The following is a 20582-nucleotide window of genomic DNA, read 5'->3' as shown; positions in this document are numbered from 1 at the left end:
ATCCCAGTAACGACCACCAGATCGAAAAGCCCGCAACGATGCGGGCTTTTTTTATGGCTGTTTCTCATCAGGTTCTCAACCGATCCAGCTGTGTTGCCAGGGCGCCCGAGGCCTGCTCCAGCTCCTCGCTCAGGCGATGGCTGGCACTGGCCTCCTGTCCCAGGGTGGTGGCGGCATCACCGATGCGCATCAGGTTCTGGTTGATGGTATCGCTGACGGCACTCTGCTGCTCGGCCGCCGTGGCGACCTGGCTGATGTGATCGTGGATCTGCTGGATCTGGGCGACCACCCGGTTGAGCGCCTCGAAGGCCTGCTCCGTACCCTCGACCGTACTGGCCGAGCGGGTGATGCCTGTGCTCATCAATTGCTGGCTGCTGCTCACCTCGGTTTGCAGGCTGCCGATGAGCTGGCCTATCTCGTCGGTGGACTCGCGGGTCTTGGTGGCGAGCGCCCGTACTTCGTCTGCCACCACCGCAAAGCCTCGTCCCATGTCTCCCGCCCGCGCCGCCTCTATGGCTGCATTGAGCGCCAGCAGGTTGGTCTGCTCGGCGATGGCCCTGATCACATCCAGGATGCGGCTGATATTGGTGCTGCGCTGGGCCACCTGGGCCACCGCCTTGTCGGCCTGGTGCATGTCCTCGACCAGGGTATGGATCTCGGTGCGAGCGCGGCTCAGGGTCTGCTGGGCCGTGTTGATGTGATGGGTGGCGGCCTCCGACTCCTGGGCCGCCTGCTCCGCATAACCCGCCACACTGACCGCTGTGGTGCTCATCTGATGCATGGCGCTGACCACGCTCTCCAGCTCTATGCTCTGTTCATCCAGGCTGGTGCGCATGGTATCGGCCGTCTGCTTCATTCCCTGTGCCTGCTGGCGCACTTGCTGTCCAATCTGCTTGCTGCCTTGCACCATGCCGCGCAGCTTGCCAAGAAAGGCGTTGAGCTGGCCGGCCAGTTCGATCAGCTCCTGATGAGTGTCTACCTGCATCTGTTGGGTCAGGTCCCCCTCGTTGCTGGAAAGGTGGGCGACGTGGCGGCTGATGAGCGAGAGCGGGGCCGTGATGGTCTGGATAAACCAGATGAGCAGCCCTAGTGCCAGCAGGGTGATGATGGTGACGGCAATCAGCTGTTGCTGCTGGGCGGCTTGCAGCAGGTCGCCCAGCTGGTTGCTGATGGTGTTGGCCTGGCTCAGTGCCAGCGCCTTGGGTACCTTGATCATCAGCCACCACTGGGTATCGGCCGCCTCGATCCGCACCGGTTGCTGCAAGATGAAATCGGTGTCGGTATCCCGCGTTTGTCCGGTTGGCGCGGTCAGCCCTGCCTCCGTCAACGGGCGGCCCAGCTTGTCGGCGTAACGGTTGCTGCCGACGATGAGCCCCAGCTTGCTGACCAGGGTCACGTCGGCCTGATTGTCATACAGGCTTTTGCCCAGGCTTTCTGCCAGCTGCTGGAAGATGGGCAGATTCATATCGACACCCGTGATCCCGACGAACTTGCCCTCCTTGAGGATGGGGACCGTCAGGCTGGTCATCAACACCTTGTTGCCCGGGCTGATTTCGTAGAGGTAGGGTTCCATCAGGCAGGGGCGGCGGGTATCGCGACCACACAGGTACCACTCGCTGTTGCGAATGCCGAATTCGTTGACCGAGGTATCGTATTTGGCGTCACTGGCCGCGGCATCCACTTGCTGTTGCGACACTTTCCCGCCCTGATCGCGAACGAAGTAGATCTCCAGGCTGCCCTTGCTGGGGACTGAGTGGGATGCGCCGGACGGCCAGGCGGCATCCTGGCCATCGTAGCCATTGGGCTCAAACTGGGCATAGATGGAGCTGATACCGCTCGCCTGCTGCAAGCGACTGCCCAGCAGGGTCTCGACCTGGGGGCGGGAGAGGATACGATCCGGCTGGGCCATGCTGCCCTCAAGCTGGGCGGCTATTCCCAGTGGCACCTGATAGGACTGCTGCAGCAAGGCGGTTATCTGCACCGCGTAGCGCTCGGCCTGGAACTGCAGGGTGCGGGAGACCTCCTGCTCCAGCGCCTGGCGGGTCTGGCTCATGATGTTGCTGCGCAGGGATTGCAGGGAGGAGGATTGTATCAGCGTCATGGCGATGCCGCTGAACAGGAAGAGCCCCATGGTGAGCAGCAGCAGCTTGGTTTTGAGCGAGCGTTGTTTCATTCGACAACTCCTTTTGGCAAGAATGACAACGAATTACTTGAGTATATTCGGACACTTGCGTACCACCCGATTTGTTGATGGGTTTGTGGCCAGCTTCTGGTTATAATTTTTGCCTTTCCGAGCCTTGATGGAACAGTCGCAATGAGCAATGCACTGAGCAATATCCCTCCGGTGGTCGAGATGGACTACCCGTTCCCGGTCAAACCGGCCCCGCTGACCGCCGAGCAGAAAACGACCCTGATCGCAGACATCAAGGCACTGCTTGAAGCGCGTCAGGCCGTGCTGGTTGCCCACTACTACACGGATCCCGAGATCCAGGCGCTGGCCGAGGCCACCGGTGGTTTCGTCGGTGACTCCCTCGAGATGGCCCGTTTCGGTCGGGATCATGCCGCCCAGACCCTGATAGTGGCCGGGGTGCGCTTCATGGGGGAGACCTCCAAGATCCTGAGTCCTCACAAACGGGTGCTGATGCCGACCCTGGAGGCGGAGTGTTCCCTCGATCTGGGCTGCCCCATCGATAAATTCTCGGCCTTCTGCGATGCCCACCCCGACCACATAGTGGTGGTCTACGCCAATACATCGGCGGCGGTGAAGGCGCGGGCCGACTGGGTGGTGACCTCCAGCATCGCGCTTGAGATAGTCGAGCACCTCGACAGCCAGGGTCACAAGATCATCTGGGGCCCGGACAGGCACCTGGGCGCCTATATCGAGAAGAAGACGGGGGCCCAGATGTTGCGCTGGCAGGGCCACTGCATCGTCCATGACGAGTTCAAGGCCCGTGCCCTGCGCGAACTCAAGGAGCAGAATCCGGATGCGGCCGTGCTGGTGCATCCGGAATCCCCGGCTTCCGTCATCGAACTGGCCGATGCGGTGGGCTCCACCAGTCAGCTGATCAAGGCGGCCAAAGAGCTGCCCCAGCAGAAGCTGATAGTGGCGACCGATCGCGGCATCTTCTACAAGATGCAGCAGGCTTGTCCGGACAAGGAGATGGTCGAGGCACCGACCGGTGGCGATGGCGCCACCTGTCGCAGCTGCGCTCACTGTCCCTGGATGGCGATGAACGGTCTGGTGGCGATCAAGGAGGCGTTGACCGATGGCGCCGAGCGTCACGAGATCCTGGTGGATGAAGCCCTGCGGGTGAAGGCGCTGATCCCGCTGGATCGCATGCTGGACTTTGCCGCCGAGCTCAGGCTCAAGACTCAGGGCAATGCCTGATCCATTGGGGCATGAGATGTGAAGAGGGCACCCGTTGGGTGCCCTCTTTCGTTATGGGTGCCGTGCAGATCAGAGGATCACGGTAGAGAGGCTGTGCTCTTCATCCGGCGCTATGACGATACCAGCCTCGGCCGTGATGGCTGCTTCGACGCAGAGCATGGTGCGGTAGCCGTCGTCGCTCATGTCGGCCATGGCGGTGGCGCCTTCCAGCCAGGGGGTCCAGACCACGATACTGTCGTGGTTGCCGCTGACCACCTGAGTGGTGCGATCGCCATCCTGAACCCGGATCATGGCCTCGGGTTGGTGGTAGACCCGATCAATGGCCGCTGTGAGCGTCAGAACGCCCTGCTGCTGCGCATTCTGGCCGGTCAGCTTGTCGGCATAAGGCTCGCCCAGCCCGGTCACGCTGACGGCTTCCGGGGCGCTAATCTGCAGATAGGTGTGCAGGGCGGCGCTGTAGGCGATGGGGGCCTTGCCCGTGTTGCGGGTGGTCAGTACCAGCGAGAGCTCCTTGCCGACCAGGACGTCCAGTTCCAGCTCGAAGGGGTGAGGCCAGAGGGTGCGGGTCGCCTCGTTGTCACGCAGAGACAGATGGACGAGCGTGCCATCGCCGTGATCGGAGACGCCGTCCAGAGTCCAGAGGCTGGTGCGGGCGAAGCCGTGGGACGGTTTGCCGCTGCCGACACGGGCGGGGGCCGGGCCGAACCAGGGCCAGCAGACGGGAATGCCGCCGCGGATGGGCTTGCTGCCATCCAGCACGGCCTTGTCGCTGAGCCAGATCGAGGCGGGTTCGCCGTGGCGCTGGTAGCGCAGCACGTGGGCGCCAAACAGGCTGATCTCCGCCTTGGCATCGCCATTGTCGATGGAGAGCAGGGGCTGGCCAGCCGCATTGTGGCTGAGGGTACAGTGGGCAGTCAGAGAGCGTGTCGGTTGCATGAGGACTCCTGTGCTCGCGCACATTCAGAAGAGAGGATCGGAAAATCCACGATCCAGAATACAAAAAGGCGGCCAATGGCCGCCTTTTTCAAGCTACTTGATTGCGCATCCCAAATTACTTGGAGATGTGAGCGATCAGGTCCAGAACTTTGCTGGAGTAGCCCATTTCGTTGTCGTACCAGGATACAACTTTAACGAACTTGTCGTTCAGTGCGATACCGGCTTTGGCATCGAACACGGAAGTCTGACGCTCGCCCAGGAAGTCAGTGGAAACCACTTGATCTTCGGTGTAGCCCAGCACGCCCTTCATGGAGCCTTCGGAGGCTGCTTTCATGGCTGCACAGATTTCAGCGTAGGTAGCGGCTTTCTTCAGGTTGACGGTCAGGTCAACAACGGATACGTCCGGAGTCGGTACGCGGAAAGCCATACCGGTCAGTTTGCCGTTCAGTTCCGGGATAACAACGCCAACAGCCTTGGCAGCACCGGTAGAGGACGGGATGATGTTCTGAGCCGCACCGCGGCCACCGCGCCAGTCTTTGGCAGACGGACCATCAACGGTCTTCTGGGTAGCTGTGGTAGCGTGGACTGTGGTCATCAGGCCGGATTCGATACCGAAGGTATCGTTCAGAACCTTGGCGATCGGGGCCAGGCAGTTGGTGGTGCAGGAAGCGTTGGAAACGATGTCCTGGCCAGCATAGGTAGCGTCGTTAACACCCATGACGAACATAGGGGTAGCGTCTTTGGACGGGCCAGTCAGAACAACTTTCTTGGCGCCGGCAGCGATGTGCTTGCGAGCAGTCGCGTCGTCCAGGAACAGACCGGTGGCTTCGGCAACAACGTCAACACCGATGGCATCCCATTTCAGGTTGGCCGGGTCACGCTCAGCGGTAACACGTACGGTTTTGCCGTTGACAACTAAGTTGCCGTCTTTGACTTCAACGGTGCCCTTGAAGCGGCCGTGAGTGGAGTCGTACTTCAGCATGTAAGCCATGTAGTCAACGTCGATCAGGTCGTTGATGCCAACCACTTCGATGTCAGCACGCTCAGCGGCCAGACGGAAGACGAAACGGCCGATGCGGCCAAAACCGTTAATACCTACTTTGATAGTCATATTTGGTTACCTAACTGTTCAGTAGTCAAAGAAAATTCCGTTTGTAAATTTACTAGAACTCCCCCGTGAGTCAACCAACAATCTGTCTGAAATTGCGCTATATCATGAAAAACTGTGAAATTTATTTTCGGTTTATGTAACTGACTACCAACTTTTGTCGAAAATGTCATCGGCTGGTTCGCGTCACGGAGATCAACAATAGTGCCTGTTCTGTCACACAACCAGCCAGACAGATGTGTAAAAATGTGCGCGGTTTAGCATGGCCGAAAAGCCACTGTTCAAGTACCACCCATAAAAAATTAATCAAAATAGTATAGATAGAATCCACAGCGGGAATTCTCAAACTATGACCACCCTGATTGAACAGCTGGCTGCCGCCAAAGGCATCGCCAGCGAGTATGTTGATGCCTGGGGCCACCCGGCCCAGGTATCCGAAGAGAGCAAGGCCGCCATGCTGGGCGCCATGGGTTACCACGTCGATGACGAGGTCGCCCTGATGCAGCAGCTGGAGCAGGAGCATCGCCAGCACTGGTTGCGTGCGCTGGATCCCGTGATGGTGGTCCGCAGCGGTGAGCCCATCACCCTCGAAGTCCGTCTGCCCATCGATTTCGTCAATGACGCCCTCACCTGGCAGCTCGTGCTGGAACAGGGGTCTGTGTTGTCCGGCCAGCTCACCCCCATCGAGGGTGAGCTGGTCGGCGTCGCCGAGTTCGAAGAGATGGAGTGCCAGGCCTATCGCGTGGCGCTGGCTGCGCAGCCTGAACTGGGTTATCACCAGCTGACCCTGCTGGAGGAGGGCAACGACGAGCCGCTCGCCAGCATGCGTCTCATAGTCGCGCCCAAATCCTGTTACAAGCAGGAGCCGATTGCCGAAGGCCGCAAGGTGTGGGGCCCGAGCGTGCAGCTCTACTGCCTGCGCAGCCGCCACAACTGGGGCATGGGGGATTTCAGCGATCTTGGACAGCTGGTTGAGAAAGCGGCCGCCTGGGGGGCTCACTTCGTCGGCCTCAACCCCATTCATGCCCTCTATCCTGCCAACCCCGAGAGTGCCAGCCCTTACAGCCCCTCTTCCCGTCGCTGGCTCAATGTGGCCTATATCAACGTGGAGGTCGTGCCCGAGTTTCTGGCCAACGCTCGGCTCAAGGCTGAGGTCGCCAATCCGGCCTTCCAGCAGCACCTGAACGAGCTGCGTGCCAAGAGCAACGTGGATTACACCGGCGTCATCGAGACCAAGATCGGCATGCTGCGCCAGGTGTTCGACCAGGCCAGTTTCAGTGCCGAGCGCCAGGCCGGCTTCGATGCCTTCGTGGCGGCCGGTGGCGACAGTCTGCAACAGCAGGCGGCATTCGATGCCCTGCAGGCCCATTTCTATGGCAAGGGCGAAAACGCCTGGGGCTGGCCGGTATGGCCCGATGCGTACCGCGATTACCACAACCCCGAGGTGGCCACCTGGGTCGCCGCGCACCAGCAGGACGTGAACTTCTATCTCTACCTGCAGTTCCTGGCCGATGAGCAGCTGGCGCAAGCCGATGCCCGCGCCAAGGCCGCCGGCATGGTGATGGGGATCTACCGGGATCTGGCGGTCGGCGTCTCCGAAGGCTCCACCGAGATCTGGGCCAACCGGGATCTCTACTGCCCGAAAGCCTCGGTCGGTGCGCCGCCCGATATTCTGGGCCCGCTCGGCCAGAACTGGGGTCTGCCCCCCATGAACCCGAACCAGCTGTTTGAAGCTGCCTACCAGCCCATGGTGGATCTGTTCCGCGCCAACATGCGCTCCTGCGGCGCGCTGCGCATCGACCACGTGATGGCCTTGCTGCGCCTGTGGTGGGTGCCGCCCGGAGAGTCTGCCGCCAAGGGGGCCTACATCTATTATCCGGTCAACGATCTGCTGGGGATCCTGGCGCTCGAATCCCACCGCAATCAGTGCCTGCTGATCGGTGAAGATCTGGGAACTGTGCCGGAAGGGATAGACGTGACCCTGAAAGAGAACGGCGTCCATTCCTACAAGGTGTTCTTCTTCGAGCGCTCCAAGGCCGACGGCGGCTTCATCTCTCCGGCTCACTACACCGAGCAGGCGATGTCGGCCCTGACCACCCACGACATGCCGACCCTCAAGGGCTTCTGGCACTGTGACGATCTGGCGCTGGGCCGCGAGCTGGGATTGTATCCGGATGAAGACGTGCTCAAGACCCTGTATGCTGATCGCCACCAGGCAAAACAGCGGATCCTCGACAGCCTGCACGCTCATGGGGTTATCTCTGACAGCGTCAGCCATGACGTGAACTGGGTCGGCATGAATACCGAGCTCAACCATGGGCTGCAACTGCATATGTCCCGCGGCAGTTGTGCTCTGTTCAGCACCCAGCTGGAAGACTGGCTGGAGATGGACAAGCCGGTCAACGTGCCGGGCACCAGTTATGAATACCCGAACTGGCGTCGCAAGCTGTCCACCGATCTGGAGGATATTTTTGCCAATGAAGCGCTCAAGGCGCTGGCAGGCAAGATGAGCCAGGCCCGTGATGAGGCCAGTCGTTGAGCCACTGCCGACAAAACGTGACTCACTTACATCCGCTTCGGCCCTGGCCGGAGCGGATGCTCAGCTATGAAAGGAAATCTCGATGCTCGTTGAACGTTTGGTTGCTGCCCGCTGTGCCGATCCCTTCTCTCATTTAGGCCTGCAGGCCAACCCGGATGGGCCTGGCCTCAAACTGACCGCCTGGTTGCCGGATGCCCTCGAGGTGCGCGTCAGGGATCTCAAGTCGGGCAAAATCGTTGCCACCCTGGCGCCCTCCGATGAATCGGGCCTTTTTGAAACTGTTTTCACCCGCCGCAAGAATCCCTTTCCCTACCAGTTGCTTGCCGACTATCCCGATGCCAACGCCGAGTTTGTCGACCCCTACCAGTTTCAGGATGCGGGTTGGGCCGGTCTGGCAGAACTGACCTCCCAGCCAGAAAACATCTACCACACGCTTGGCGCGCAACTGCGCAGCGTTGAGCACCTTGGCGTGCGCGTGGAGGGGGTGCGTTTTGCCGTCTATGCGCCGAGTGCCACCGCCGTGAGCCTGATCGGTGATTTCAACTTCTGGGACGGCCGTCGTCACCCCATGCAGCGCAGCCAGTGTGGTCACTGGGTACTGTTCGTGCCGGGCCTCAAGGCCGGGGATCGCTACAAGTTTGAACTGAAAGATCCGGCCGGACATCGTCTGCCTCACAAGAGCGACCCTGTCGGTTTCTATTGCGAGCAGTATCCGTCGTTCGCCTCCGTGGTGTATGACCACGAGCAGTACCAGTGGCAGGATGCCGCCTGGCGCGAGAGCCAGCAGAATGACAAGCGGGATCAGCCGCTCTCCATCTACGAGCTGCACGTCGGCTCCTGGAAGCGCCACCCCAACGGTGACAGCCTGAGCTGGCGCGAGCTGGCGGTAGATCTGGTGGCCTACATCAAGGAGATGGAGTACACCCACATAGAGTTGCTGCCGGTCTCGGAGCACCCGTTCAGCGGCTCCTGGGGTTATCAGCCGGTGGGCATGTTCTCTCCCACCAGTCGTTACGGCAGTGCTGATGACTTCAAATATTTCGTGGATCAGTGCCACCAGGCCGGCATAGGCGTCATCCTGGACTGGGTGCCGGCTCACTTCCCGTCCGATGCCCACGGCCTGGCCCGCTTCGACGGCACGCCGCTCTATGAGTACGAGGATCCGCGCCGTGGCTGGCACCCGGACTGGAACTCCTACATCTATGACTTCGGCCGCAATACTGTGCGCCAGTTCCTGGTGGCGAGCGCCCTGTTCTGGCTCGACAAGTTCCATATCGACGGCCTGCGGGTGGATGCGGTCGCCTCCATGCTCTATCTGGATTACTCGCGCAACGCCGGCGAGTGGGTGCCGAACGTCGACGGTGGCAACCACAACTACGAGGCGATAAGCCTCTTGAAGTGGACCAACGAAGAGGTGTACGGCAAGTACCCCCACGCCATGACCATAGCCGAAGAGTCCACCGCCTTTGCCGGTGTCTCTCGTCCCACCTTCCTCGGTGGCCTCGGATTTGGCTTCAAGTGGAACATGGGCTGGATGCACGACACCCTCACCTACATGCAGAAAGAGCCTATTCACCGCCGCTATCACCACAACGACATGACCTTCTCCATGGTGTACCACTATGACGAGAACTTCATTTTGTCGCTCTCCCACGACGAGGTGGTGCACGGCAAGCACTCCATGCTCTACAAGATGCCCGGCGACGAGTGGCAGCAATCGGCCAACCTGCGCGCCTACATGGGCTTCATGTATGCCCATCCGGGCAAGAAGCTCAATTTCATGGGCACAGAGATAGCCCAGAGCAACGAGTGGAATCACGACGCCCAGCTGCCTTGGCACCTGCTGCAGTACCCCAAGCACGGTGGCCAGCAGCGGCTGATCCGCGATCTCAACCACCTCTACCGTCATGAGCCTGCCTTGTATCAGGCCGATTATGATCAGACCGGCTTCCGCTGGCTGGATCACAACGATGCCGACAACAGCGTCTTTGCCTGGCTGCGGGCCGACAAGCAGGGGGCCCACCCTGTCATGGTGGCCTGCAACTTCACCCCGGTGCCGCGCCTCGCCTATCGACTCGGCGTGCCGGCCGCCGGCCGCTATCGCGTGGTGCTCAATACCGACAGCGAGCATTACTGGGGCAGCAACTATGATGTGGGTCTGGTCTTCGTCGCCGAGCCGACTCCCTGGCAGGGGATGGGGCACAGCATAGTGCTGGATCTGCCGCCGCTCGCGACCTTGTTCATCAAACAGGAGTCTTGATGTTTGCAATGGAAAAGGGGCAGGACCACCCGCTGGGTGCCCTGCTCGATGAGACGGGTTGTCACTTCTGCGTCTGGGCCCCGCAATCGGACAAGGTGGAGCTCTGCCTGTTCGACGAGCAGGAGCAGGAGCTGGCCCGGCTGGCGCTGCCCGGCCGCCGCGGCCAGTATCGCTTCGGTTACGTGCGCGGCGTCAAGGCCGGTCAGCGTTATGGCTATCGGGTGCATGGCACGCCCCAGGATGGGATGCTGTTCGATCCGCAGAAGCTGCTGATCGACCCCTATGCCAGGGCGCTCAGCCGGGCGACCCATTGGGACGACAAGCTGTATGAGGGGGACAGTGCGGCCATGGTGGCCAAGTCCGTGGTGGTGGATGACGCCTTCGACTGGCAGGGGGTAGGCAAGCCCGACATCCCGTCAGAGCGCACCGTCATCTATGAAACCCACGTCAAGGGCTTCACCCGCCAGCATAAGGGGGTGCCGAGCGAGCTGCGCGGCACCTACCTCGGCATCTGTCACCCGCTCATCCTTGAGCATCTGAAGTCCCTCGGCATCACCTCGGTGCAGCTGATGCCGGTGGCGGCCTTCATGTCCGAGCCCAGGCTGGAGCAGCTGGGGCTCACCAACTACTGGGGCTACAACCCCATCGCCTTCTTCGCCCCCGAGCCGCGTTACGGTGCGGGGGAGGCGGTGACCGAGTTCAAGACCATGGTGCGCGAGCTGCACAGGGCCGGGCTCGAGGTGATACTGGACGTGGTCTACAACCACACAGCCGAATCCGGTTTTGACGGCCCCATGCTGTCGTTCAAGGGGTTCGACAACGCGGGTTACTACGCCTTCGAGGCGGGCGCCCACGGCCCCGACTACGGCCGTCACGCCAACGTCACCGGCTGTGGCAACAGCGTCAACCTGGATCACCCCAACAGCCTGCGGCTGGTGCTGGATGCGCTGCGCTACTGGGTGACCGAGATGCAGGTGGACGGTTTCCGCTTCGATCTGGCGGTGACCCTGGCGCGGGAGGCGGGCGAGTTCGATCCCATGGGGGCCTTCTTCAAGGCCATGATGGCGGATCCCGTGCTGGCGCGAGTGAAACTCATCGCCGAGCCCTGGGACATAGGACCGTTCGGCTATCGGCTCGGCCAGTTCCCGAGCCAGTGGCTGGAGATCAACGACCGCTATCGCGACACGGTACGCGCCTTCTGGCGCGGTGATGCCGGCAAGATGGGGGATTTCGCCACCCGGCTGGTGGGATCGCGGGATCTCTTCCCCAAGAACTGGCGTGCGCCCCACACCAGCGTCAACTACCTCTGCTATCACGATGGCTTCACCCTGGAGGACCTGGTTTCCTACAACCAGCGCCACAACCAGGCCAACGGCGAGGACAACCGGGACGGCCACGGCAACAACCTCTCCAACAACCACGGTGTGGAGGGGCCGACGCTCGATCCCAGAGTGAACAACCTGCGCCAGCAGCAGAAGCGCAACCTGATCGCCACCCTGCTGCTCTCCCAGGGCACGCCGCACTTCCTGGCCGGGGACGAGATGGGCCGCAGCCAGCTGGGCAACAACAACGCCTACTGTCAGGACAACCAGATCAGCTGGGTCAACTGGCAGTGGCGGCCGGAAGACGAGCGGCTGCTCGCCTTCACCCAGCAGATGATGGCGCTGCGGGCGGAATCGACCGTCTTCGCCAATCTGCAGCTGAGCGATGACAGCTGGAACGGGGCGCCCACCAGCTGCCATCAGGTCAACTGGTATCACCCGGATGGTCATCAGCTCACCGATCAGGATTGGCACGCACCCATGGGGCAGGCGTTTGCCATGGATATCGGCATGCAGCTATGCGAGGGGGAGCGCTGGTACGTGCTGTTCAACGCCAGCGACTACGACATCCAGTTCCGCCTGCCACCGCCGGGGGAGGGGCTGGAGTGGATCCAGACCATAGACACGGCCACCAACGACGGCCTGCCGTTCCTGCCCGATGACATCAAGCGTCAGGTGGCGGTTGGCCGGGCCCACTCCCTCAAGTTGCTGGAGCGGGTCGCCCTGACGGCGGTGGCGCTGGCCGAAGAGGGGGTGGTCGCCATGCCGGATGTTGCTGCCGTGTTGCCAACCGGATCACAGTTCCCGCTGGCGGGGTAGAGCAAAGCGGCCTGGCTGGGTATGCTGGGCGCCGTGATAAATGGCAAGGAGTCGATATGAGCAACAAGAATCCTGAGCAGTGGCGCAACAAGCTGAGTGCGGAACAGTTTCGCGTCTGCTGGGAGAAAGGCACCGAGCAGCCCTACAGCGGCGCCCTGCTCCACAACCGCAAGAGTGGCGACTATCTCTGCGTCTGCTGCAAGAGCGTGCTGTTTCACTCAGAGGCCAAGTTTGACTCCGGCTGCGGCTGGCCTTCGTTCGATCGTGCCATCGAGGGGACCGTGACCTACACAGAGGATGGCAGCCACGGCATGAAGCGGGTGGAGATCACCTGCAGTCAGTGCGGCTCCCACCTCGGCCACGTCTTCCCGGACGGACCGACCGAAACCGGTCAGCGCTACTGCGTCAACAGCCTGAGTCTGGATTTCGATCCCGAGGCCTGAGCAACCAGCTTGAACATGAAAAAACGGCGCCCCTGCCAACAGGGGCGCCGTTTTTTATGGCGCCTGGCCCGTCAGGCCAGCAGCATGGCAGCCCCCACCAGCAGTCCGGCGAGCGCCAGTATGGGCAGCCTGATGACGCGCAGCAGATAGAAGCCGACGGCGGCCAGCGCCAGATCGGTGGGAGCCAGCACGGCACTCTGCCACACCGGCTGATAGAGAGCGGCCAGCAGCAGACCCACCACGGCGGCGTTGATGCCGGTCACGGCTCCTGCCAGCCTAGGGCGAGCCAGCCAGCTTTGCCAGCAGGGCCCCAGGGCCCACAACAGCAGAAAGCCGGGCAGGAACAGCGCCAGGGTCGCCAGCAGGGCACCCGCCAGCGGTGTGGCCGGCAGCAGTTGAGCGCCGAGGTAGCTGGCCAGGGTGAACATGGGGCCGGGCACCAGCTGGGCCAGGCTGTAGCCGGTCAGCAATTGCTGCTGGCTGAGGCTGTGGCCCACGCTCTCGGCCAGCAGGGGCAGCACCACGTGGCCGCCGCCAAACACCAGGCTGCCTGCCCGGTAGAAGTCGGCAACCAGCTGGCTGGCGGTGTCGGTGGCCAGCAGCGGCAGGCCGACAAACAACAGGGCAAACAGCAGCAGGGTGGGCCAGTGGGGCTGGCGCAGAGGCATTGGTTGAGCGGGCGAGGGCTGAGAGCCTGGTACTTGCGGCGCCCCCATGCGGGCGCAGAGCAGAGCGGCCCCCGCCAGCATGACGAGCTGGGTCAGCAGGCCGGGTTGCCACCAGAGCGCAGCGGCGGTCGCCACCATGATCCCCTGGGCCTGCACCGTCTTGCAGAACTGGCGGCTCATGGTGAGTACCGCATCCGCGACCACCACCAGAGCCAGCAGCTTGAGGCCGTGCAGGGCGGCATCCAGCCAGACATTGGCCGTGAGTTGCCCTACCCCGATGGCGGCGGCCAGCAACAACAGAAATGAGGGCAGGGTAAAGCCGATAAAGGCGGCCAGTGCGCCGCCCAGGCCTGCCCGCTGGCGGCCGATGGCGAAGCCGAGCTGGCTGGAGGCGGGGCCCGGCAGCAACTGGCACAGCGCCAGCAATTGGGCGAATTCTGCTTGGGTCAGCCAGCCTAGCCGCTCGACGAAGGTGCGCTGGAAATAGCCGATATGGGCGGCGGGTCCGCCGAAGCTGACGCAGCCCAACCACAAAAACTGAATGAATACCTGCCCCACCTGATCACTCCCTCGTTGTCATCATCGACCCCGATGATATGACAAAGCGGTGACTTTTTTATGACAAATCAGGGGGGCTGCTGGCAGGTAGCCGCGCCTTGTCTGCCGGCAGGCAATGATCACTCCGTCGGCTGGCCTGGTTGTGGCAGATAGCAACGACCGGCCAGCCAGCAGGCTATCGATTGGCGACTGGCATCGAAGTGAGGCTCCGGCAGATTGTGCGGGTCACACCAGATCCAGCCTTCACACTTATCCGGCTCCAGCAGTTGCGGCTCTCCTTCCACCTGGGCCAGCAGGGTGACAGAGATGTAATGCAGCCCGCTCTCGCGCCAGGTCTCCAGGTTGTTGGTGACGGCGATGACGCTGGGATTGCTGATCCGAAAACCCGTCTCCTCGGCCACTTCGCGGATCGCCGCCGACTCGAAGCTCTCACCCAGTTCCAGATGGCCGCCGGCGATGGACCAGTAGGGGGCGTGGCTGCCCTTGCGCTTGCCAAGCAGCACCTGGCCCTGACGGTTGGTCAAGATGACGCCGACACCGACGCGGGGATAGGGAGTAGACATATGAGCTCCTTGCAAAGACGAGACAGACCATAAAAAACGGGCCCACCTTAGGGCGGATGGGCCCGTCATGCAAGCAGTCTGCGGCGTGAGGCGCCAGTGCTGCGGATCAGTCCAGCTTGACCAGCATCTTGCCTGTGTTGCGCCCCTCGAACAGACCGATGAAAGCCTGCGGCATGCTGGCCAGCCCCTGATAGACGGTCTCTTCGGCCTGCAGTACACCGGCGTCGAAGGCGGGAGTCACCTCGGCCAGAAACTCGCCGTAGTGCTGCCAGTGTTCGAATACGATGAGCCCCTGCATGGTGAGGCGCTTGCGGATCACCTGGGATAGGTTGCGCGGGCCGCTCGCCTCGCCCTTGCTGTTGTACTGCTCGATGAGGCCGCACATCACGATGCGACCGTGCACCGCCATGTTGTTGAGGGCTGCGTCCAGCATTGCGCCCCCCACGTTCTCGAAGTAGACGTGGATCCCTTCCGGGGCGAGCCGCGCCAGCTCGGCATCGAGATCCTGAATTTCGCGATAGTTGATCACCTCGTCGGCACCGAGCGTTTTGAGATAGGCGACCTTGTCGGCCGAGCCGGTGGAGCCGATGACGCGGGCCCCCGCCCGTTTGGCGAGCTGCACCACCATGGAGCCGACGGCGCCGGAGGCGGCCGACACCAGCACGGTTTCACCGGCCTGCAGTTTGGCGATGCGGTTGAGCCCGGTCCAGGCGGTCATGCCCGGCATGCCGAGGGCGCCGAGAAAGAGTTGGGGTGGCAAGCGTGTGTCGGGCAGGCGGGTCAGCTGGGCGCCGTTGGCGACAAAGCTGTCGCGCCAGCCCAGCATGCTGCTCACCCGGTCGCCCACCGCGAAGTCCGGGTGGCGCGAGGCCTCCACCACGCCGATGGCGCCGCCATCGAGCGGGCCGTTCAGGGCGAAGGGTGGCACATAGCTCTTGGCGTCGCTCATGCGACCGCGCATGTAGGGATCCACCGACAGCCACTGGTTGGTGACCCGCACCTCCCCTTCCTGCAACTCGGGCAGGGCGACCTCGGCCAGGGTGAAATCGGCCAGACTGGGCAGGCCGACCGGGCGACGCAGCAGCTGGATCTGATGGCTAAGCTGATTCATGGTTTTTTCTCCAGTTCGAGGGGGGTTGGCAACCTGCGAGTCGCCAGCATGGCTATTTCCAATGGGTTGAGGCTGAACTCGTTCACGCCGTCTCATTCAGCGGGGCGCCGTTGAGCAGCAACCGGGTGACGACATTGCCCCGCATGGCGTTGGAGAAGGGGCAGGTCTGATGGGCCAGCCGCACTATCTGCTCGGCCTGCGCCGCCTGTTCAGGCTGCGCTGCGGCGAGCGCCACGTCCAGCGTGATGGCGAAGTTGAAGCGGCCATCGGCCAGCGCCAGCAATTCGACGCCGGCGGTGACGGGGGCGCTGGAGAGGGGCGTGCCGAGTTTTTGGGCCACGTGGATCAGTGCATTGGAGAAGCAGGCGGCATAACCGGCGGCCAGCAGTTGCTCCGGGTTGTTGCCCTTGCCGTCGCCGCCGAGGGCGGTCGGCAGGGCCAGTGCCAGCTGCAGGCTGTTGTCCAGGGTGTGAACCTCACCGTTGCGGCCAGCCTGGGCGATGGCTTGAGTGCGATAGAGTGTCTTCATGTCGGGGTCTCTGATTTGTTTTGTGTGCAAGCTAAATTCAGACTAATCCTGAAAGCGGAGGCTGACAACTGTTTTGTGTGCAAATTATTCGACCCCCAATTTTCCTGAGGTATACTGGCCCCAGTCGTCAGCGAGGTGCCCCCATGAGTGAATTGAAAAAGCAGGTCTGTTTTGCCCTCTACAGCGCCTCCAATGCCGTGATGCGGGCCTACCGGCCGCTGCTGGACAAGCTGGATCTCACCTATACCCAGTATCTGGTGATGCTGTCGCTGTGGGCGCGGGATGAGGTCAGTCTCAAGGAGATAGGGCAGGAGACTGGGCTGGATGCGGGGACCCTGACCCCCATCGTCAAGCGACTGGAGAGCAAGGGCTGGCTGACCCGCACCGTCTCCAGCGAGGATGAGCGACAAAAATGCATCGGCCTGACCGAGGCGGGGCGTCAGCTGCAGCAGGAGGTCAAGGAGTGCTGCCTGGCGGACAACTTGCGCAATCAGGTGGATCTGGCCGATGCTGAACTGGCCCAGCTCAAGCAGCTCTGCGATCGCATCTCGGCGCAACTGGGGCGCTGAGTGCAGCCGACCCATACAGCCTGAGGATCCACCCCATGAAAATCCTGTTGCCCCTGTTTGCCCTGTTGCTGACCGCCTGTAGTTCCGGTTCCCGTGCCCCTTCGATGGCCATCGACGACGCCGATGCCTGGCAGGCGATCTGCAAGGACGGTACCCGGGTCAGGGCCGTGGTCGAAGAGGGGATCTGCGCGGATCATCGCGGTGTTGCCATGTGGACGAATAAGCCAAGAGCCGAGCGGATGGCAGAGGAAGCCGCCAAATAGTGTGATCCAGACGCCATAAAATTACACAACCGGCCAGTTGGCCGGTTTTTTTCGCGATCTCGCCTGCACTTTGCCACCTTGTTCATGGTGTACTCAGTTTTCTCTTCCCATACTGGCCCCACAGTTCCAAAAGAGGAGAGACAAGATGCAAACATCCTTGGTCGGGCTCTCCATTCTGTGGGGGCTGGCCAGTTTTGGTGTTCAGGGGGATTTCATCGAGAGCCGTGATTCCGTTGCGCCATCCTGGCAAGCCGAGTCCAGAGTGGAGATGGAAGGTTATCTGATCGAGTCGCTGGGCGAAGATCGCTGGCTGTTTGACAACGGCAGCGAGAGCCTGCTGGTCGCCCTGCCCCAGGGGCAGTGGGTGCCAACCGGCGAGCGGCTGCGGGTCAGCGGCGAGCCCCAGCAGGAGCAGGCCGGTTGGCTCTTGCAGGTGCAGGATGTCAGCCAGGTTGCGGTCTGACAGACGCGCCATCGAGCAAGCAAAAATGAAAAAGAGGAGGCTCAGGCCTCCTCTTTTTGTTGTTATCGGTTTTGTCGTGATGGCAGAGAGGGCGTGCCGCTCTGCCATCAGACCCTACCCCAGATGATTGAGCGGCAGCGCCGTCTTGTGCTTGATGCGGCGCAGCACGAAGCTGGAGCGCACCCCGGTCACCCCCGGAATGTGGGTCAGCTTGTCCAGCAGGAAGTGCTGGTAGTGTTCCATGTCCCGCACCACCACCTTGAGCTGGTAGTCGGCGTCGTTGCCGGTGATGAGGTCGCATTCCAGCACCTCGGGCAGCTCCTTGATGGCCTTGTCGAAATTCTCGAACCGCTCGGGGGTGTGTCTGTCCATGGAGATGTGAATGTAGGCGGTGAGGGTCAGCCCCAGCTGGCGGGCGTTGAGCAGGGTGACGTGGGTATCGATGAGGCCGGCATCCTCCAGCGCCTTGACCCGGCGGGAGCAGGGGGAGGGGGAGAGCCCGACCAGCTCGGCCAGCTCCAGGTTGCTGATGCGGCCATTCTCCTGCATCAACTCCAGAATATGCCTGTCTATGCGATCAAGTTTCAGCATTCTCCGTTCCTCGTTGCAATTACTAATTCACTTTTCCTAGATTAAGGGTGAACTATTGCAAAAACAACTGAAAATACATGCTACTTCGCAACCACTCACCGGGCCGGCAGGGATACCATGGTTACATCTTCCGGTGGCAAGACAGAAACCCAACCCGGTCTCTGTGGTGAAGGACCTTACCGGGTCAAGAACCCCATCAGCCGTCCGACTTTATCGGGAAACGACGGGCTGGAACGAGAGCATCCCCTCCCCGAAGGCAACAAAGCAGGCATCCCGGCGCCTGCTTTGTTGTTTCTGGCATTCGGCGATCAAGGATTCGGCGGCGTGATGCGGTAGAGACAGCGGTGATCCCCGTCCAGCAGGTATTGCTCCCGCTCCACCCCGGCCGGCGCCAGCAACTGGCGAAACATCTCCAGCTCGCTGCGACAAAATCCCCGGCAGGCCCGCGCCGCGGCGCAGATGGGGCAGTGACTCTCCCACAACAGCCAGCTGCCGTCCTCCTCCTGGCGCATGTCCGCCATATAGCCCTCTCGTGTGCGCTGCTCTTTCAGGGCGGCCAGCCTGTCAGCCAGCACCGGCTGGGTCAGCTGTGCCTGATAACGACCCAGCTGTTGCTGCTCCCGTTGCTGGATCAACCGCTCCATGCCGACCTCGCCAAACAACTGCTGGATATTGTCGATAAGCTGCAGCGTCAGCTCGCTGTGGGTATCGGGGAAGCGCTGCCAGGCCTGCTCGGTCAGGTGCCACAGGCGCACGGGACGGCCGCGGCCGCGGGCTTCATCGCTAAAACCCACCCAGCCGTCGGCCTCCAGCGCAATCAGATGCTGGCGGGCGCCCATGGAGGTCATCTGCAACTGCTCTCCCAGCGCGGCGGCGCTCTGGGGCCCGTGGCTCTTGAGCAGAAACAGTATCTTGTCGGTGCTGGCGTTCATTTGGCGGCTCTCGTTATCGGCAGGCGGTGGATCCGGGGGATCCATAGCATCTCGAGCAGAAACGGTATCTTGTCGGTGCTGGCGTTCATTCGGTGGCTCTCGCTATCGACAGGCGTTGGATCCGGGGAGCCATCGCATCTCGAGCAGGCGCGGGAGCTTGTCGTTGCTGGCGTTCATGGGGTCATTATGGATAGCGACCTCCTTTAAATCAATAATTCACTTTACTTAATAATGCACCTTGCTCAGTATAAATAAACCAATAACTTTATTTAATGAGGCTGACATGGATGGGATCAAGGGACGGGCGACCCTCTGGGTATTGGTGATGACGGTGACACTGGCGGTGGCGGGGTTCAGCCTGCCTTCGCCCGTGCTGGCGCCGCTGATGCTGGATCCGGCTCAGGGCATGTTGACGCCACAGGCGTCGGACTGGAGTCGCAAGGTGTGGCTGGGGGTCATTATGGGGCTCTATCCGCTGTTTCAACTGGTGGGAGCCCCCTGGCTGGGCAGACTCTCGGACCGCCACGGCCGCAAGCCGATACTGACGGTCTGTCTGGTCGGCGTGCTGGCCGGTTATGCCCTGATGGCGCTGGGGATCGCCTGGCGATCCCTGCCACTGCTGTTGCTGAGCCGGGTGGTGGAGGGTTTCTTCAATGGCGACATCGCCATAGTGCAGGCCATGGCGGCGGACATGAGCACCACCAAGACCAAGGCGCGCAGTTTCGCCTGGATCAACATAGGCATGAATCTGGGTTGGGTGCTGGGCCCCATGATCGGCGGTTATGCCGCCGTGGTATCGGGGGATTACAGCCTGGCCGCCTGGCTGGCGGTGGCCATGACCCTGGTCAACCTGCTGCTGGTGCTCTGGCTGTTGCCCAATCAGGCGCCGGTTGCCCGCCAGCAGCAGGCGCCTTCGTTCTCCTCTCGTCAGCTGTTGCTGCAACCGGCCCTGCTGCCCTACTTCGTGCTGACCCTGTTCAGCTACGGCGCCGTGCAGCTCTATTTCACCTACTTCAACGTCTGGCTGGTGGAGCGGCTGGCCTGGGGGCCGGTCCAGCTGGCGCAGGCGGCCGTGCTGGTGAGCGTGCCCATGATGCTGGGATCCTGGCTGGGATCCCGTCTCGCCCGCCACTGGCGTGGCAGCAGCTTGGGGATAGTCGGTCATCTGGTGATGGCGGCTGGCATGCTGATGTTCGTGCTGCCGGGCCACTGGTGGGGGCTGGCACTCACCTTCATCCCGGCCGGCATCGGCATGAGCCTGGGGGAGCTGGCGACCTCGGTGGCGGTCTCCAACCGCAGCCATGCCGAGCAGCAGGGGCAGGCGATGGGGATCTACCGAGGCCTGGCGGTGGGCAGCGAGATCCTGGCCGTGCTGGTGGGCAGTTTGGTGCTGCTGGCGGGCACTGAGTGGCCCTTCTACCTGGCCGCGCTCTCTGGCCTGCTCTGTACCCTCGGTTTCTACGGTCTGCGCAAGCGGGCCGATCGGCGCCTGGCGAGTTGTGCCGAGCCTGCTTGAGTGG

Annotated in this window: 18 protein-coding genes; 9 read left to right on the top strand and 9 right to left on the bottom strand. The window is 62.0% G+C overall.

The window, feature by feature from the left end; all coding sequences use genetic code 11:
- Positions 1–67: 67 nt before the first annotated feature.
- Positions 68–2173: a methyl-accepting chemotaxis protein gene (locus tag BN1118_RS18350; RefSeq protein ID WP_043557420.1), complete on the bottom strand. Its 2106-nt coding sequence runs from the start codon at positions 2171–2173 to the stop codon at positions 68–70.
- Positions 2174–2314: 141 nt separating this feature from the next.
- On the opposite strand from BN1118_RS18350, the gene nadA reads away from it, so the two are divergent.
- Positions 2315–3388: a quinolinate synthase NadA gene (nadA, locus tag BN1118_RS18345; RefSeq protein ID WP_043138584.1), complete on the top strand. Its 1074-nt coding sequence runs from the start codon at positions 2315–2317 to the stop codon at positions 3386–3388.
- Positions 3389–3457: 69 nt separating this feature from the next.
- On the opposite strand, the gene BN1118_RS18340 is transcribed toward nadA, so the two are convergent.
- On the bottom strand, positions 3458–4324 hold the full coding sequence (locus BN1118_RS18340; RefSeq protein ID WP_043557419.1) for a D-hexose-6-phosphate mutarotase: 867 nt from the start codon (positions 4322–4324) through the stop codon (positions 3458–3460).
- A 115-nt stretch (positions 4325–4439) separates the two neighbouring features.
- The gene (gap, locus tag BN1118_RS18335; RefSeq protein ID WP_043138590.1) at positions 4440–5435 is read right to left on the bottom strand and encodes a type I glyceraldehyde-3-phosphate dehydrogenase; all 996 of its coding nucleotides are present in this window, start codon (positions 5433–5435) and stop codon (positions 4440–4442) included.
- A 346-nt stretch (positions 5436–5781) separates the two neighbouring features.
- Here gap and malQ point away from each other — a divergent pair, with 346 nt between their 5' ends.
- The 4 genes from malQ (at position 5782) to msrB (ending at position 12815) form a co-directional block, all read left to right on the top strand.
- Complete coding sequence (malQ, locus tag BN1118_RS18330) at positions 5782–7971, top strand: 4-alpha-glucanotransferase (protein WP_043557417.1); 2190 nt, start codon at positions 5782–5784, stop codon at positions 7969–7971.
- Between the two features lie 82 nt (positions 7972–8053).
- Complete coding sequence (gene glgB / locus BN1118_RS18325) at positions 8054–10231, top strand: 1,4-alpha-glucan branching protein GlgB (RefSeq protein WP_043557416.1); 2178 nt, start codon at positions 8054–8056, stop codon at positions 10229–10231.
- Entirely contained in the window at positions 10231–12372 is a 2142-nt protein-coding gene (gene glgX / locus BN1118_RS18320) for a glycogen debranching protein GlgX (RefSeq protein ID WP_043557415.1), read from the top strand. Before glgB ends, glgX begins: the two co-directional genes overlap by 1 nt.
- Before the next feature lie 56 nt (positions 12373–12428).
- Positions 12429–12815, top strand: a complete 387-nt coding sequence (msrB, locus tag BN1118_RS18315; protein WP_043138599.1) for a peptide-methionine (R)-S-oxide reductase MsrB — start codon at positions 12429–12431, stop codon at positions 12813–12815.
- A 71-nt stretch (positions 12816–12886) separates the two neighbouring features.
- On the opposite strand, the gene chrA is transcribed toward msrB, so the two are convergent.
- The 4 genes from chrA to BN1118_RS18295 form a co-directional block, all read right to left on the bottom strand.
- On the bottom strand, positions 12887–14041 hold the full coding sequence (gene chrA / locus BN1118_RS18310) for a chromate efflux transporter (protein WP_043557413.1): 1155 nt from the start codon (positions 14039–14041) through the stop codon (positions 12887–12889).
- A 119-nt stretch (positions 14042–14160) separates the two neighbouring features.
- Positions 14161–14604, bottom strand: coding sequence for a nucleotide triphosphate diphosphatase NUDT15 (locus BN1118_RS18305; protein WP_043557412.1), 444 nt, complete (start codon positions 14602–14604; stop codon positions 14161–14163).
- Between the two features lie 106 nt (positions 14605–14710).
- The gene (locus tag BN1118_RS18300) at positions 14711–15715 is read right to left on the bottom strand and encodes an NADP-dependent oxidoreductase (RefSeq protein ID WP_043557411.1); all 1005 of its coding nucleotides are present in this window, start codon (positions 15713–15715) and stop codon (positions 14711–14713) included.
- 82 nt (positions 15716–15797) lie between these two features.
- Positions 15798–16244 carry an Ohr family peroxiredoxin gene (locus BN1118_RS18295; RefSeq protein ID WP_043557410.1) on the bottom strand — a complete coding sequence of 149 codons (447 nt, stop codon included), beginning with the start codon at positions 16242–16244 and terminating at the stop codon, positions 15798–15800.
- A gap of 143 nt (positions 16245–16387) precedes the next feature.
- Between BN1118_RS18295 and BN1118_RS18290 the strand changes: the two genes are divergently transcribed.
- The 3 genes from BN1118_RS18290 (at position 16388) to BN1118_RS18280 (ending at position 17539) form a co-directional block, all read left to right on the top strand.
- Positions 16388–16813 (top strand): MarR family winged helix-turn-helix transcriptional regulator, encoded by a 426-nt coding sequence (locus BN1118_RS18290; protein WP_043138611.1) that lies wholly within the window; start codon positions 16388–16390, stop codon positions 16811–16813.
- A 35-nt stretch (positions 16814–16848) separates the two neighbouring features.
- On the top strand, positions 16849–17076 hold the full coding sequence (locus BN1118_RS18285) for a hypothetical protein (RefSeq protein WP_043557408.1): 228 nt from the start codon (positions 16849–16851) through the stop codon (positions 17074–17076).
- Between the two features lie 145 nt (positions 17077–17221).
- Complete coding sequence (locus tag BN1118_RS18280; RefSeq protein WP_042865582.1) at positions 17222–17539, top strand: hypothetical protein; 318 nt, start codon at positions 17222–17224, stop codon at positions 17537–17539.
- Between the two features lie 114 nt (positions 17540–17653).
- Here the strand turns inward: BN1118_RS18280 and BN1118_RS18275 are convergent, their stop codons facing one another.
- Positions 17654–18130, bottom strand: coding sequence for an Lrp/AsnC family transcriptional regulator (locus tag BN1118_RS18275; RefSeq protein WP_005318665.1), 477 nt, complete (start codon positions 18128–18130; stop codon positions 17654–17656).
- Positions 18131–18438: 308 nt separating this feature from the next.
- On the bottom strand, positions 18439–19062 hold the full coding sequence (locus BN1118_RS18270) for a helix-turn-helix transcriptional regulator (RefSeq protein WP_043557406.1): 624 nt from the start codon (positions 19060–19062) through the stop codon (positions 18439–18441).
- Between the two features lie 283 nt (positions 19063–19345).
- On the opposite strand from BN1118_RS18270, the gene BN1118_RS18260 reads away from it, so the two are divergent.
- Positions 19346–20578 carry an MFS transporter gene (locus BN1118_RS18260; RefSeq protein WP_043138621.1) on the top strand — a complete coding sequence of 411 codons (1233 nt, stop codon included), beginning with the start codon at positions 19346–19348 and terminating at the stop codon, positions 20576–20578.
- The last annotated feature ends 4 nt before the right edge of the window (positions 20579–20582 follow it).

Source organism: Aeromonas bestiarum, assembly GCF_000819745.1.
In the GTDB taxonomy this organism is placed as follows: Bacteria; Pseudomonadota; Gammaproteobacteria; order Enterobacterales; family Aeromonadaceae; genus Aeromonas; species Aeromonas bestiarum.
Note: the sequence above shows the minus strand (reverse complement) of the source record. Positions and strands in the feature narration are given on the sequence as shown.